Origin of the sequence: Paenibacillus sp. GD4, assembly GCF_030846225.1 — a bacterium.
GTDB classification, from domain to species: Bacteria; Bacillota; Bacilli; order Paenibacillales; family NBRC-103111; genus Paenibacillus_G; species Paenibacillus_G silviterrae.
Window position 1 is genome coordinate 2,645,800 of the sequence record NZ_JAVCYK010000001.1, and the last position, 15,225, is coordinate 2,661,024.

Consider the following 15,225-nt stretch of genomic DNA (forward strand, 5'->3'; position numbering starts at 1 on the left):
AAGAAAAATGTAGAAGGGGCTTTGTTCCGGATGCAGGTGGATGCGTTAGATCGTGTACTCAAAAATGCTATTGATGTTATGGAAAGCAGCAAGTATCAGATTTTTGAGATTTGCGAAAGCGTCCGCGCCGAGAGGGAAGCCTTGAACAAAGAGCTTCAGCAGGTGATTGAGGAAGCCTCCAAAACCATTGAGATGGTCGATCGATTCGAGCTGGAATATCGCCGCTCCCGTGTCCGGCTGACAGAGGTCAGCCGGGACTTCAAGCGGTTCAATGAAGAGGACATCCGTGCTGCCTATGAGGCTGCAACAGGGCTTCAGACTCAGCTTGCAACGTACCGTGAGAAGGAGATTTACCTCAAGGCTCGTCGGGACGATCTTCAGAAGCGGCTTAAGAATCTCGACCGCCAGATGGAGCGCGCGGAAACTCTCGTCTCTCAGGTGAATGTGGTGCTTGAGTACCTCTCCGGCGATCTGGGCCAAGTGACGCGCTTGCTGGAATCAGCGAAAAACCGTCAGCTGCTTGGGCTGAAGATCATTCTTGCACAGGAAGAAGAACGGAAGCGGATTGCACGGGAAATCCATGACGGACTAGCCCAGAACATGGCCAATGTAGTGCTTCGAACGGAGATTGCAGAACGGATGCTCGGCAAGGAAGCATATAGCGCGGTGAAGGACGAGTTGGTTGATCTCAAGGGGCAGGTTCGCGGCGGGATTGAAGAGGTTCGAAGAATTATTTTCAACCTGCGGCCAATGGCTCTTGATGATCTTGGTTTGGTGCCGACACTGCGAAAATTCGTACAGGATTATGAGGAAAAAGCAAAAATTCGCACGAAGTTTGAAGTCGTGGGTAAAGATTTTCGGTTGCCTTCCGGTATGGAAGTGGCGATCTATCGATTGGTACAGGAAGCCTTTTCCAATGTAATGAAGCATGCACAAGCTAGCTTTGTGAGCTTGGAGGTCGCCTTTCAGCAGCAGATGGTAAAAATTACCGTTTCGGACAACGGTGTTGGCTTCTCGACAGATACGATAGACCGAAAGCTGGATAAGCGCAGCGGACATTTCGGTTTAATCGGTATGCGGGAGCGAGTGGAGCTCTTGGAAGGGCGGCTCGAAATCCAATCGACTGTCGGCGGAGGCACGAAGGTTTCTATGGTAATCCCGATTACATCCGAATCTAAGGAGGAGTAAAGCCAATGGACATTATTGGTACGGCGAAGCGTTCGATTAAGCTGGTTTTGGCGGATGATCACCAATTGTTTCGGGAAGGCGTCAAACGCATCCTGAACATGGAGAACGACCTGGAGGTAGTAGGCGAATGCGGCGATGGCATTCAAGTCATTGAGCTGTGCAATACGCTGCACCCGGACATCGTCCTCATGGACATCAACATGCCGATTGAGAACGGCGTTGTGGCTACGGAGAAGCTCAAGGACATTTTCCCGGATATTAAAGTGATCATTCTTTCGATTCATGATGATGAGAGCTATGTTTTTGAAACGCTCCGCAAGGGCGCATCCGGCTATCTGCTGAAGGATATGGAAGCAGAATCGCTGATCAACGCTATTCGCTCCGTTGTGGCAGGGCATGCTTACATTCACCCGAAGGTGACGGGTAAGCTGATCAACCAGCTTCGTCGCATGACCTATTTGGACGAGGTAGGCGTAGCAGGCGGAGGTACGGTTTCGAAGGAAGCGGGCGTGAAATACGTTCATTCCGATAACAGTCCGCTTACGCGTCGTGAGGCGGAGGTATTACGTTTGATGGCTGAGGGCAAGAGTAACAAGATGATCGGGGAATTCTTATATATCAGTGAGAAAACGGTCAAAAACCACGTCAGCAGCATTCTGCAGAAGATGGAAGTGGACGATCGAACACAAGCGGTTATTATCGCGATTAAGAATGGCTGGGTTACACTGTAGATCGGCTAGAATGATCTGTAAAGATTTTGCAAAGGGCATGGAACCAACCTACTCCTAGCGGCATATACTGTTCTTAAGGGAGGGAGCCGCTATGATGTTAGGCTTGGTTGGAATTATGGGTACCTATGCCGTCGGGATCCTGCTGATCCACTGGCTCCACTGGCGATTTCAGCGCCGCGGTCTGGAACGCATGATGCACTATGTGCTCGTGACGAGGAACAACCAGCTGCAGGTGGAGTGGTACATTCGGTCGCTTGGTTTTTTCTCATGGCTCAAAGGCCGTGCGATTACCGTAACTCTAGTGGATGAAGGCTCGACGGACGAGACGCTCTCTATTGTAGCAAGGTTAAGCGAAGAACATCAATTGCACATCTGCTCAGCAGAAGCATGGAACTGGGACGATTGGGTCCAGGAGCATGAGAATGAGCAAGTGGTTGTCGTTCGGCTTAGCCAAAACGAAGGTTTAGAAACCGCTTACAAATTTATGTAACCATAAAGGAGTCGCATGAAGGCCTATCTTTATGCTGTAATTCGAGAGTCAGCGTGTTCCTGGCATGTATCCTTGGATTTGCGGGCAGACCGGCAGCATTATCTGTCTTTGTATGGCCCGTGCTTCAAGCTGCGTGTACTGGAACCGGCTCTTTCGTTCGGACAAGCTATGGAACTGCAGAAGCGTTTTTCACGTGAAGGGAACGCTGTAGTGACTTCAAAGCGGATTCGGGCGTTAGGTGCGGATGTGCTTGGAGTAGGACCCGGTAGTACGCAAGAATGGCTCATTCGTGAGTGGAAGCCGGGTGCCGAGCATGGATATGCAAATGAAGTAGATGATGAGAAAAGAATTCGCTACATGGCGATGATGCTTCAAGGGCGGCAGCTCCTCATGGACGAGTTGGTTGCGTTACTGGAGAGTGCCCGTGGGGAAATGAAAACCGATTCGACGCTTCTATACGATCTTCAGCGCGCATGGCTTGCCGGGTTGGTAGAAATTGAACAAGGGGTGGCGATACGTGAACGGGGATTTATTTTTCGGGAAAAGCGATATCAATGCTGCCGTTGTGGCACCGAGGCTAAGAAGAACAGAGATGCTGGGGCTGCTAGGTCCATTCGCTGGGCTGCATGTCCGCACTGTCAGCAAGACTGTGCTTATTGTGAGGCATGCCTAACGATGGGAAGAGCCAGATTCTGTTCCATTGTAGTTAGCGGGGTTAGCAGTTGCCGAGGAAATAAAGAGGATTCACAGGAATTGTCCGCTTATACAAGTCCGTGGGGACTAAGCTCGATTCAGGAGGAAGCAGCGGATGCAGCGCTTCGTTTTTTGAAAGCAAATATATTCCTTTCACCTATGAATGGAGAAGAGCCTCGCAGATTTCTGATATGGGCCGTAACCGGTGCTGGGAAGACGGAAATGATTTTTCCAATGATCTCGTATTCACTATCACGGGGCGGTACGGTGGCCGTGGCAACACCGAGAAGAGATGTTGTGCTGGAGCTGATGCCCCGTATACGCAAGGCATTTCCTGATGCAGCGGTAGTTACGTTGTACGGTGGGAGTGAGCAGCGCTGGGAGCAAGGGGAGATTACGATCGCTACGACGCATCAGTTGATGAGGTTTCGGCATGCTTTCGATCTGGTGATCATCGATGAAATTGACGCTTTTCCCTATCATAATAATCCCATGCTCCTATTTGCTGCCGCAAAGGTGTGTAAACCGTGGGGGGTAAACTTTCTTTTGTCTGCTACGCCACCTTCCCCGTTGAGGAAACTTGCCGTTCGAGGAAAGCTTCCTCACGTTAAGGTAGCTGCGCGGTATCATCGGCAGCCCTTGCCTGAACCTACGGTGGAGAAGTCGCTCGCGCTGCGAACCATCGTTCAACGGGGGAACGTTCCTGCCGTGCTAATTAGTAAATTAAAAAAATCACTGGACCGGGGGGCTCAGCTATTCGTGTTTGTTCCGAACATTTCGATGGTGGAGCCCTTGCTGAAGCTGCTGCGAAAGGCACTGCCTGATGTGCGAATCGAAGGGACCTCCTCAAAGGATGCTGACCGTGGAGAGAAGGTGCTTGCGTTTCGTGCACGTGAAATCCGGTTGCTGATTACGACAACGATATTGGAGCGAGGAGTGACGATTCCGCAATCCGATGTGTTTATTTTGGACGCGGACTCTCCTGTGTTTGATTCAGCCGCGATGGTTCAGATGGCAGGCCGAGCCGGAAGATCGGTGCAGGACCCGAACGGCTTTGTTTATTTTTACTCTAAGGAAAAAACAAGATCGCAGGCAGAGGCTATACAGCAGATCAAAAGCATGAATCGTCTGGCCCGCAAGAAAGGTTTGCTACTGCCCAAAAGCTAAGGGGGGAATTGTTTGATAAGCTTACTTCATTCGTGGCGCAAGTGGGCTTCTGGTCTGCTGGCCACACTGGAGTCTGGTTTGGCGGCAACGTCGAAAGCGTGTCTCAGCTGCGGGGGAGCGTGCCGCGGGGAGAGAGCCTTGCCGGTATGTCTGAGCTGTTGGCATTCCATACCGTGGATTCACGAGGTACAGTGTGGATGCTGCGGCCGATACGAGGCTTGCATGGATTGCAAGCGGCGGTCGGTGACTTATTTTACAAGGAATCGAAGTGCGGTGCGGTATGATGAACAGATGAAGTCTTGGCTCGCGTTGTATAAGTATCGTGGGCAAGAAAGGCTAAAGGAAGTGCTTGGTCCGATGCTGATGCATGCGCTTCAGCTTCATAGAGCTGATGGGAAGCGGGAGTCCACGGAATATATAACCTTCGTCCCTCTAAGCAAGGAGAGATTTGACGAACGGGGTTTCAATCAGGCGGAGCAGCTGGCCATAGAACTGGGTAAACGGACCCAAATCCCGGTGCTGCCATTATTCGAACGGACCCGGCATACGAATAAGCAAAGTCTGAAAGCACGTGCGGAACGGGTGGAGGACATGCTTGGAGTATTTCGGATTGCATCGGTGGGCATGGAAGGGCTTCAACGGCTGCAGCGGCAGCATCTTAGTGTCAAGCTTTTTATCGTGGATGATGTCTACACAACAGGAAGTACATTAAATGAATGTGCGCGGGTGGTGAAGGAGCGTTTTCCGGCGATTGAAGTTTATGGATTGAACTGGGCTCGGTAATTGGCAATCGAGACTGTGAAGGATACCACAAAAAAATCACATGCAAAATGTCGATAGATACAGTAAACTAGAACTATACATCTAGTTCAGGCGCAGGATATATAGAAAGGGGTTACGGAAATGAGTTTGAATGTCGCCAACTGCTATCGCTGCGGCAAGGTGTTTATGAAGAATCATTACGGGGTATGCCCTAACTGTATAAAGGACATCGAGCAGCAATACGAGAAGTGTTTAAAGTATTTGCGGGAGAATAAACAGTGCTCTCTTCAAGAGCTCAGCGAAGCCACAGAGGTTTCTGTCGCTCAGATCACGAAGTTTATCCGCGAAGGGCGCATTTCCATCAAACACAACCCGAACATGTCTATTGGTTGCGAGGTGTGCGGAACGTCCATCCGTGAGGGGACGATCTGTGAGCCGTGCCGTTCTCGTCTCGCGAAGGATGTATCGAACCTGCAGGAGGACCAGCAGAAAAGGCAGGCGAACCAGGCGAATCACGGACCGAGCTTCCAGATCAAGGATCGTTTGCAAGACAAATAGGAAATTGATATCATAATTACATATAAACTTTTGAATAGAGCCCACCGATAAAAGTAGTAACGCTTTTACGGTGGGTTTACTATTTGTGTCGAATGAGGTGGGAATGATGAAGATTAATGGACCGAATCGGATCGGAGCCGTCAATCAATATAAGAAGACGCAGGACGCTCAGCAGCAGCAGGTTAACGGCAAGAAGGGCAAGCTGGATCAAGTGCAGATTTCGAATGAAGCCAAGGAACTGCTGGAAACTCAGGGAGTGGCTTCCTCGGAGAAGATCGAATCGCTAAAGAAGTCGGTTGCGGATGGTACATATCATGTGGATACGAAGAAGCTCGTGGAAAAGCTGTTCCCGTTTTTGAAATAACAAACAAAGAGGTGAATGAGCCTTGTCTTTTCAAGCTCTGTTAGAGATCATGTCGGCCTTGAACGAAATTCACAACACGCTACTAGAACTGGCTGAGCAGAAGAAGCATGTGCTCATTCACAATCAAGTGGAGCAGTTAACCCAGATCGTGACTAAGGAGAATAAGCTGCTTAAGCAGATCGGAGAATTGGATCAGCAGCGTGTGGAAGTGATCGGGCAGTTCCTGATGGAAAAAGGGTATAAGCCGAATCCACGAGTGACGGTGGGAGACCTGACGAAGATTATTTTTAACGCAGATGAGAAGAAGCAGCTGACAGATACACAGAAGCAGCTTATGGGTACGATACGCAAGTTGAGGGAATTGAATCAGTTCAATCAGGAGCTTATTCAACAGTCTCTTAATTATATTAATTACTCCTTAGATATTATTGTTGGTCCCCCTGAGGATGATGTAATCTACCATAATCCGCAACAACAGGGTTACGGAATGAAGCGACAAGGGCTTTTTGATACAAAAGGTTAATGATAAAGGGGGAGCCGTCTTCCAATGCGGTCTACTTTCGGTGGTATTGAGATATCCAAAAGGAGTTTGTTTACGCAGCAGGCGGCGTTGTCTACTACTGGACACAATATAGCCAATGCGAATACAAAAGGCTACTCGAGGCAAGTTGTAAATATGGTGGCTTCAAAGCCAATTGAGTTTCCTGGACTGATGAGAAGTAATGTTCCTGGACAGATGGGACAGGGCGTAGAATTTGATCATATTGTGCGGGTCAGAGAGAAGTTTTTGGACGATCAATATTATAACGAAAACAACTCACTGGGTAGCTGGACGATCCGGCAGGATTCCTTGGAGAAGCTGGAGAAGATCGTAAATGAGCCATCGGATTCAGGAATTCGTTCATTGATAACCAAGTTCTGGAATGCATGGTCCGATCTGAGTAAGGATCCGGAGAATATTGACGGACGTAAGATTTTGCGGGAAACGGCTATGTCCCTGACCGACGCGTTTAATTCGACCAGTAAGCGTTTGACCGATCTTAGGAGTGACCTTACAGAGAATATCGATGTGAAGGCAACCCAGATGAACAGTATCCTACAGTCTGTTAATAAGCTGAATTTGGAGATTCGACGGGTTGAAGGCATCGGCAATGATGCGAATGATCTTAGAGATCAAAGAGATTTGCTGCTTGATGATTTATCAAGTATTGCCAATGTCTCGGTTACAGAGACGGATAACGGCTATAATATTACTATGGGAAATATTGCGTTGCTGACGGTTGGTGGCGGTCCCGTTACAGTTTCCAGTGCATCATTGGAAAGTGCTCTAGAATCAGGAGATCTGTCCGGTGGTGAGGTTCATGGAATGATTATCTCCAGGAATACGTACGTTACCAATTATATTAATGAATTTAACTCGATTGCCAACACCATGGCGAATGGAGAAGTAACAGTTACCATACCCAAAGGTACGATTCTGCCTGAGGGGACTGTATTGAATGGTGTTACCTATAGTGGCCCGACACGAGAGTTAACGTCTGACCTTTCTGTAAAAGTGAACGGAATCAACGGTTTGCACAAATTGGGTTACAATTTCAAGTCGCCTTATACAAGCGGAGACTTCTTTGTTGCTAAAGATGGTGGAGCTATTACAGCAGCTACCATTCAGCTTAACATGGATTTCGTCGATAATCCTGAGCTCATTGCAACTTCCATGAGGATGACAAGGACAGGGCTTGGAGGTACGGTGATCAAAGGGGACAACACCCTCGCCGTATTGATGTCCCAGCTGAAGGATCAACAGTTTAGTTTCCCGACGGGTACAGATGTAAGCCAAGTCACGGTTGATGATTATTATAGATCGGTTATCGGTCAGCTTGGGGTTCAAACATCGGAGGCGATTCGCCAAGCGACGAATTCGAAAGACCTGGTTGATCAGGTCGAATCAAGACGTCAATCAGTAAGTGGAGTATCTCTGGATGAAGAGATGGCAAACATGATCAAATTCCAGCATGCATATAATGCCGCTGCGAGGTCGCTTACTACTTTTGACGAAATGTTAGATAAAGTGATCAATAGCATGGGGCTTGTCGGTCGCTAGTAAATGAACGTGGGAGTGACGTATAATGCCGGTTCGTGTTACGCAAGGCATGATGAATACGCAATTGCTTAGTAATATCAACAAAAATATTAAGAAGATGGACCGAGAGCAAGCTATGCTTTCCACGGGAAGACGAATCAACGTTCCTTCCGATGACCCTGTCGGTATTACTTATGCCATGCGCTATCGAACGGAGCTCGGTGCGAACGCACAGTACCAGCGCAATGTGGATACTGCGGTTTCTAACTTGGAATATTTGGACACTATGCTTGGACAAGCAGGGGACGTGCTTCAGAAGGTTCGCGAGCTTGCAGTAAAGGGGGCAACCGGCTCTAATCCCCAGACAGCCATGGATGCGATTAAGGTAGAGGTCGAAGAACTCTACAAACAACTGCTTGACATTGGGAACAGTAAGTTTAAAGGAAAGTTTGTATTTAATGGGCAGCTTACAGATAAAGCTCCTTATACAGCGACGAACGCTGTGAATGAAGCTACGGATAACGGTGTCATTCGTTTTGAGGTCGGTGCGGGAATCATGCTCCCGGTTAACATCACTGGGAATCAAGCCTTCGGGGATCCAACAGACCCACTTGTTACTGATGCCATGTTTAAAGTAGTTGATGATTTGGTTACCAATCTTGGGGCGGGAAACTATACTGCGGTTTCGAATGCAATTGATTCCATTGATACGCGTATGGAGAAGCTGCTTGAAATGCGAGCCGAGATTGGAGCAAGAACCAATCGGATTGAATTTATCGAAAATAGACTCGATGATATTTCAATTAACTTGGAATCCTTGCAATCGAAGACGGAAGATGCGGACATGGCAGAAGTGATTACAAAGCTCAAGATGAGCGAAAATGTATATCAATCTTCTCTTTCCGTCGGGGCCAAATTAATACAGTCGAGTTTAATTGACTTTATCCGGTAATAGGTAATAATAGAAAGAGGGACGCTGCTGTATGCTGCGTCCTTTTCTTGAAATTTGAGCAAGGAGGAGGCAGAGGATGGTTACCTTCCCTCAAATACAAATAAGACAGCAGTATGCTAAGCTGGGCATGGACGCAGATCATGCTGTTATAGAGCAGCAGCAACCGAAAGCGACCTACGAAATGAAACGGATTCCCTCTCAACTTGATATGAAGCAGCCGATAGGCGAGTTGACGATAGACCAGAGCAAAGCTTGGGATGCCTATGGTAAGGGGGGGATCCTTACAACGATGAACAGAATTTATTCCCAGGCGGAGAGTATTGCTTTGCAGGGGATTGCCCGGAGAGTAGAGCAAGGAAACCGATTAGCAGATATTGCTTCTAAGAGAAATGCAATTGCAGAGAATGCAAAGGATTTATTCTTCACTTTTCCGGAGTTCGATTACGCGGGCCCAGCTTCTTATGATAATGTAGACATCACATATCAAGCGAGAAAGCCGGAAATTCAAGTGACGGATGGACGTATTGATGTAAACACACATCCTAATAAGCCCGAGCTTTCTTTCCAGAGAGGAAAGCTGGACATGTATATGCTCCAGTATGCGAGTGTAGAGATTACGCCTCCGGCAATTGACCAAACAATTTGATCTAATATTTTAAAGAGGCTGCCCAAGCCTTTTATTTTTTTACGAATAAGGAGATGAAGAGTGATGAAGTGCAACACACTTCACTTTGGCGAAATTGAAATTAGTAAGGAACAGCTGCTTGATTTTCCCCAAGGCTTGCCGGGATTCGAAGAGTATAATCAATTTGCTTTGCTTCAATTTGAGGAGGAGCAACCGTTTGCTTATCTCCAATCGGTAGATAATTCCAACATATCTTTTGTTGTAGCACCTCCCTTTTTCTTTTTCGTGGATTATGAGTTTGATTTAACCGAGTCAATCAAGGATGAACTGCACATTCGATCTGAGTCAGATGTGATGGTTCTAGGGATCATTACTGTTCATCACGAGAGCTTCGAGGCAACAATGAATCTTTTGGCCCCAATAATTGTAAATCCTAATGCTAAGAGGGCCAAACAGATCATTTTACACAATACGGATTATCGGACAAAACACCCACTGGCTCAGAAAACAGAAGTTTCTTCAAAGGAGGCTGGCCCCTCATGCTAGTGTTGTCTCGTAAAAAAGGCGAGTCCATTATGATCGGGGAGCAAATCGAATTGGTGATCTTGGATGTGGAGGGAGATGCTGTTCGTTTAGGGATCAAGGCACCCCAGCATGTTGAAGTTCACAGGAAAGAAATTTATCTACAAATTGAAGCCGCTAACAAGGCTGCTCAATCGAGTTCGGGACTGGTGGACCTGCGCAAGCTCACGGGATCACTAAAAGCAAAGATAAAAGAAAAATAATAGGTACATCGTACGACTTTTTTTTCAAAAAGCTATTAAAAAAATCCAAGAATCGACCGATATACATAATTAGATGTTACTTATTAGGGCGGCCGACCTTATAAGTAACAACAATTTTTCCCACATGGAAGTGGGATAGTACATAAACTTCAAGGAGGAAGAAAGAAATGAGAATTAACCACAATATTGCTGCATTGAACACTCACCGTCAGCTGTCTGGTAACAACACTGCGGTAGGCAAATCACTTGAGAAATTGTCTTCCGGTCTTCGCATCAACCGTGCAGGTGATGATGCTGCAGGTCTCGCGATATCCGAGAAAATGCGCGGCCAGATCCGTGGTTTGGATCAAGCACAACGCAACGCGCAAGACGGTATCTCCCTGATCCAAACTGCTGAGGGTGCATTGACTGAAACTCACAGCATCCTGCAACGTATGCGTGAGCTGGCTGTTCAATCGTCCAACGATACGAACACTGATGCTGACCGCGGTGAACTTCAAAAAGAAGTTGACCAGTTGGTTAAAGAATTGGATCGAATTGCAAATACAACTGAGTTCAACACTAAGAAGTTGCTTAATGGTGATCTTGGTGGTGCTGGTTTCAAACTGGCTACCGTGAAGTTAAATGAAACTTCAAATACAACATTCGTTACTGGTATTACTCTTGTTTCTGCGACTTCAGTTAGTGCAGATGTGTCATTCAACCTGAAAATTACAGGAATCAATGATGCAACAACAGGTGCATTTAATGCGACTCTTACGAAAGCAGATGGAACGTCTGTCGCGGTTACATTGAGCGGTGGAAGCACACATGGCTTTGGTACAACTGGTGCAACAATCACTTTCGGCGCTATGGGTACTGGTGCAAGTACAATGGCTGCTTTCATCGGTGAAGAAGTTACGTTTACTACAAGAGCCCAGGTTGACGATCGTACTGATGCATCTCTGACATTCCAAATCGGTGCAAATTCCTCGCAGGTTATGAACGTGGCTGTTGAGGACATGAGTTCTGCTGCCCTGAATGTTGATTCTGTTAACGTTGAAACGAAAGGCGCTGCTGAGGCGTCAATTGCTGCTATCCAAGCGGCTTTGGATGATGTATCGACTCAACGTTCCAAATTGGGTGCTTATCAAAACCGTCTGGAGCATTCAATCAACAACTTGGGTGCTTCTTCCGAAAACCTGGCCGCTGCCGAGTCTCGTATTCGTGATGTAGACATGGCGAAGGAAATGATGGATTTCACAAAGAACAACATCCTGACTCAAGCTGCGCAAGCAATGCTTGCTCAAGCGAATCAATCCCCACAAGGCGTTCTTCAGTTGCTTCGTTAATTTTAATATTTACAACAAAAAAGCTCGAATCCCACAGGATTCGGGCTTTTTTGTTGTAAATAAATACATGATTGATTTTATTAATTTAATTATTTAGTTTCGACGTAATAAAACCGATATAAAACATAGAAGGCAATGACAATTAAGGGGATGGAACAAGTGATTACTGAACTTCATCAATTAAAGTTAGATATGCAAGAGTTTATTATTAACTTAAATTTGCGTATCGAATCTATCTCTAATTTAATAAGTAAACAACATTTTATAGAAGTGAATGATAGACTTTTGTTTCTTGCCGAGGACTTAGGAGTCCTGGCTGATACAATTAATAGCTTGCAAGCAACTATTCCGTCTCTCGATTTAAACGAGTTGAATGAGAAATTACAAGATTTAGTTCAAGCTATGGAAGAACAAAATTATTTATTAATTATGGACGTTATTTCCATTGAATTGAAACCTTTACTTGAATATTGGAGTGAGCTGACTAGAGATGCATAAACCTTTATTAAGTATTTGCATGATGGTGAAGAATGAAGAAAAAAACCTCAATCGCTGCTTGCGAAGTCTAGAACCTGTTATGTCCGCTATTCCGTCTGAACTCATCATTGTTGACACAGGTTCAACAGACGATACAGTTTTAATAGCAAATCAATATACAGATAAAGTGTATTTTCATAAATGGAATAACCATTTTTCCGAAATGCGCAATATTTCCATTTCTTACGCGAAGGGGGAATGGATTTTTATTATTGATGCCGATGAAGAACTGGATGCTCCGACTGATCTGCATAAAGTTTTTGAATATAATGAAATCAATAGATTTAACACCATTCGGATGCAAGTTAGGAACTATGTTTTTAAGGATGAAAAGAAAGAAATCTATAATGTATCAGAACGGTTATTTCGAAATGACGGGGAGTTTCATTACGCTGGATCTATTCATAATCAACCGATATTTAAAGGTCCTGTCATTAATACCGATTTAGTTATAAATCATTATGGATATTACAATGATGATCCAGAACTGATGGAAAGAAAGTTCAAGAGAACAAGTACATTACTTTTAAAGGAATTAGAGAAAGATCCTAATAGTATATATTATCGGTTCCAACTCGCGAGAAGTTATTTAATGCATAAGGATAATAAAGAGGCTCTTGAAGAAATTGAAAAAGCTTTTGAATTAGTTCAGAAGCTAGAAGAGTCATTAATAAAAACAAGGTATTATTATGTACTTGGTGAATATGTCCGGATTTTATTTTTTAATGATAAATGGCAAGAGTGTATAAACGTGTCTGAAAAAGGGTTAGCCGATAATTCTGAGTATCTTGATCTGTATTATTATAAAGCTGCATCACTGTATTATCTAGACAAAAAGGAAGAAGCAGAGGCCGTTTTTGTTGAGTATTTTAAATTATTGGATGAGTATCGAGCGAATAAGGTGGATTTGGCCAAATTCTCATCAATTGAGATGTATACAGTTGATAAGCAAGCGGCTGCAGTAGTGGCTTCTCATCTATCGGATTACTTATATTCCAAAGAAAGATATGGGGAATCGCTCAAATATGCTGAATACATGTATGAAAGTAATAAAAAATCAATACTTTTTATCCGAAATTATCTAAAACTTAAACGTTATCACGAGCTTTTTGGTTTTTACAATGCAATAAACGACAAATCATTGCTCCCTTTTTTTGTAGCTTGCATGGAGAATGAGCTTAAAGAGATGGAGGAGTCGGATGTTAGTGAAGTTGTGGCTGTCTTTGCTGGAGGACAAGACCTTTACTCTCGGTTTAATGCAATTCGGAAGGAAAAGCACAATACAGCACTTATCCGTAATTTTATAGGCAACTATGATATTAGCGTGTTGAGTTCAGAACCTTATTCACAAGTATTAACCTACGCGATTGAAGCAGAAATCAATCTGTTCCCGTATTTAAAAAAGCTATCCGATGGGAACATTAAGACACTTGTAAAAATAGCAATTGATTACTCACAAAAATCGGTTCAGTACTTTAAAAATTATCTTCAAAATACTCGAGCGAGAAGCAACGATTATCATGCCAACCGATTGCTTACTGCAATAGGTAATGTTCTGTTTCTAACAGCAATAGAAAAAGCTAAAGCTAGCAACATGCCGCTCACTGCTGAGGATTTAAGTTTATCGGAAGAGTATAAGCAAGCCGGCATTCATTATATTTCGTCATTGTATCAGACCAATGGTATTAGAATGAACTACAAAACCTTTGATAATAGTGAGCATCAATTTTATATTCTACTGTTCCTGGCCAAGGAGGCTTTCGATAGTGGATTACAGAAGAATGCTATTGAGTACTATAAAGGAGCGGCAGAACACTATCCTTTTCTAGCAGAGTTGGTTAAGCACTGGATTGCGAACATGATGTTAAACGCATCGAAGCAATTGATTTTGGCTTCAATGAAACGTGACTCTTCACAGTCTGGAAATGAATTAAAAGTTTTGCAGGGTTCAATTGAGATTGCCAACCAGATGTCACTTTTAACTGAAGGGTTAAAACAAAATGAGGTTTGCGCTAGAAGTCTAACTTATCATCCAAACTATCTTAGATACTATGCTGATTATGAATTAGACATCCATACCCACACTAATAAAGACAGAATGGTTAAGGATCTTGGAGAGATTACAAAAAAGGCCATGGAATGCTTTAATGTATTCCACTTCCATTTCGGCACAACCTTAACATTAGATCACTCCGATCTACCGTTACTGCGCGGAGCTAAGAAAGCTGTTCTCATGCATTATTGGGGCTCTGAGGTTCGTATGCTATCCGTGGCAAGGGAGTGGAACCGATATGTGCAAGTTAAAGTGTCGGACGAAGATGAAATTAAGAGGAAATTAGAGCATTTAGGTTCAATGATCGACCATTGCGTTGTAGCGGACCATGAGCTTTATCAATATGTTAAGGGATATCATAAACATATTCATTTTATTAAACAAACGATAGATTTAGAGAAGTATATGCCTGATCCGCGGTTCAAGTTTCGTAAGAAAAAACCACTCGTTGTACATGCTCCTACTTCACCCGAGATTAAAGGCACAAAGTTCATTCTGCAAGCGGTTGAAGAGCTTAAGAGCCAATATGACTTTGAATTTGTCCTTGTTCAAGGGAAGTCACATGATGAAGCGAGACAAATCTACCAACAGGCGGATATAGTCCTCGACGAGTTACTGTGTGGAAGCTACGGTATACTAGCTATAGAATCCATGGCTATGGGCAAGCCGGTCATCACATATATTAACGAGCATATAAGAGAGACTTATCCGAGCGAACTACCTCTCGTTACCGCGAATCCCGAAACAGTGAAGGAAGTATTGAAATCTCTTCTTACTGATTGGGATCAACGTGTACATCTGGGCAAGCAAGGTCGATTGTATGTCGAGAAACATCATGACGCGAGAATTATTGCTAAGCAATTTATTGATTTATACCAAACGATTTTATCCGATGTGGGAGCTCGATAA

Annotated in this window: 17 protein-coding genes; all 17 read left to right on the top strand. The window is 44.7% G+C overall.

All coding sequences use genetic code 11. The features are described from left to right. Positions 1–30: 30 nt before the first annotated feature. The 17 genes from RAC89_RS12520 to RAC89_RS12600 all read left to right on the top strand — a co-directional run bounded on the left by RAC89_RS12520 (position 31) and on the right by RAC89_RS12600 (position 15,225). Positions 31–1,188: a sensor histidine kinase gene (locus RAC89_RS12520; RefSeq protein WP_284643198.1), complete on the top strand. Its 1,158-nt coding sequence runs from the start codon at positions 31–33 to the stop codon at positions 1,186–1,188. Between the two features lie 5 nt (positions 1,189–1,193). Beyond that, complete coding sequence (locus RAC89_RS12525) at positions 1,194–1,919, top strand: response regulator (RefSeq protein ID WP_284643200.1); 726 nt, start codon at positions 1,194–1,196, stop codon at positions 1,917–1,919. A gap of 91 nt (positions 1,920–2,010) precedes the next feature. After that, the gene (locus tag RAC89_RS12530) at positions 2,011–2,409 is read left to right on the top strand and encodes a glycosyltransferase family protein (protein ID WP_306613841.1); all 399 of its coding nucleotides are present in this window, start codon (positions 2,011–2,013) and stop codon (positions 2,407–2,409) included. Between the two features lie 168 nt (positions 2,410–2,577). Beyond that, a complete protein-coding gene (locus RAC89_RS12535) occupies positions 2,578–4,269 on the top strand; it encodes an ATP-dependent helicase ComFA (RefSeq protein ID WP_306613842.1) in 1,692 nt (563 codons plus the stop codon). A gap of 32 nt (positions 4,270–4,301) precedes the next feature. Then, a complete protein-coding gene (locus tag RAC89_RS12540; RefSeq protein ID WP_306613843.1) occupies positions 4,302–4,553 on the top strand; it encodes a hypothetical protein in 252 nt (83 codons plus the stop codon). Between the two features lie 7 nt (positions 4,554–4,560). Further along, complete coding sequence (locus tag RAC89_RS12545; RefSeq protein WP_306613844.1) at positions 4,561–5,052, top strand: ComF family protein; 492 nt, start codon at positions 4,561–4,563, stop codon at positions 5,050–5,052. A 120-nt stretch (positions 5,053–5,172) separates the two neighbouring features. Beyond that, a complete protein-coding gene (locus RAC89_RS12550; protein ID WP_306613845.1) occupies positions 5,173–5,589 on the top strand; it encodes a flagellar protein in 417 nt (138 codons plus the stop codon). Between the two features lie 103 nt (positions 5,590–5,692). Further along, on the top strand, positions 5,693–5,953 hold the full coding sequence (gene flgM / locus RAC89_RS12555) for a flagellar biosynthesis anti-sigma factor FlgM (RefSeq protein WP_306613847.1): 261 nt from the start codon (positions 5,693–5,695) through the stop codon (positions 5,951–5,953). Between the two features lie 22 nt (positions 5,954–5,975). Further along, entirely contained in the window at positions 5,976–6,476 is a 501-nt protein-coding gene (locus tag RAC89_RS12560) for a flagellar protein FlgN (protein WP_306613849.1), read from the top strand. Between the two features lie 24 nt (positions 6,477–6,500). Then, a complete protein-coding gene (gene flgK, locus RAC89_RS12565) occupies positions 6,501–8,054 on the top strand; it encodes a flagellar hook-associated protein FlgK (RefSeq protein WP_306613850.1) in 1,554 nt (517 codons plus the stop codon). A gap of 25 nt (positions 8,055–8,079) precedes the next feature. After that, positions 8,080–8,985 (top strand): flagellar hook-associated protein FlgL, encoded by a 906-nt coding sequence (flgL, locus tag RAC89_RS12570; protein ID WP_306613852.1) that lies wholly within the window; start codon positions 8,080–8,082, stop codon positions 8,983–8,985. 76 nt (positions 8,986–9,061) lie between these two features. Beyond that, positions 9,062–9,631, top strand: a complete 570-nt coding sequence (locus RAC89_RS12575; protein ID WP_306613853.1) for a DUF6470 family protein — start codon at positions 9,062–9,064, stop codon at positions 9,629–9,631. A 63-nt stretch (positions 9,632–9,694) separates the two neighbouring features. Then, positions 9,695–10,156: a flagellar assembly protein FliW gene (gene fliW, locus RAC89_RS12580; protein WP_306613855.1), complete on the top strand. Its 462-nt coding sequence runs from the start codon at positions 9,695–9,697 to the stop codon at positions 10,154–10,156. Further along, a complete protein-coding gene (gene csrA / locus RAC89_RS12585; RefSeq protein WP_306613856.1) occupies positions 10,150–10,395 on the top strand; it encodes a carbon storage regulator CsrA in 246 nt (81 codons plus the stop codon). Before fliW ends, csrA begins: the two co-directional genes overlap by 7 nt. Positions 10,396–10,562: 167 nt before the next feature. Further along, on the top strand, positions 10,563–11,726 hold the full coding sequence (locus RAC89_RS12590) for a flagellin N-terminal helical domain-containing protein (protein ID WP_306613858.1): 1,164 nt from the start codon (positions 10,563–10,565) through the stop codon (positions 11,724–11,726). A gap of 159 nt (positions 11,727–11,885) precedes the next feature. Then, a complete protein-coding gene (locus RAC89_RS12595; RefSeq protein ID WP_306613860.1) occupies positions 11,886–12,224 on the top strand; it encodes a hypothetical protein in 339 nt (112 codons plus the stop codon). Between the two features lie 19 nt (positions 12,225–12,243). Further along, the gene (locus RAC89_RS12600; RefSeq protein WP_306613862.1) at positions 12,244–15,225 is read left to right on the top strand and encodes a glycosyltransferase; all 2,982 of its coding nucleotides are present in this window, start codon (positions 12,244–12,246) and stop codon (positions 15,223–15,225) included.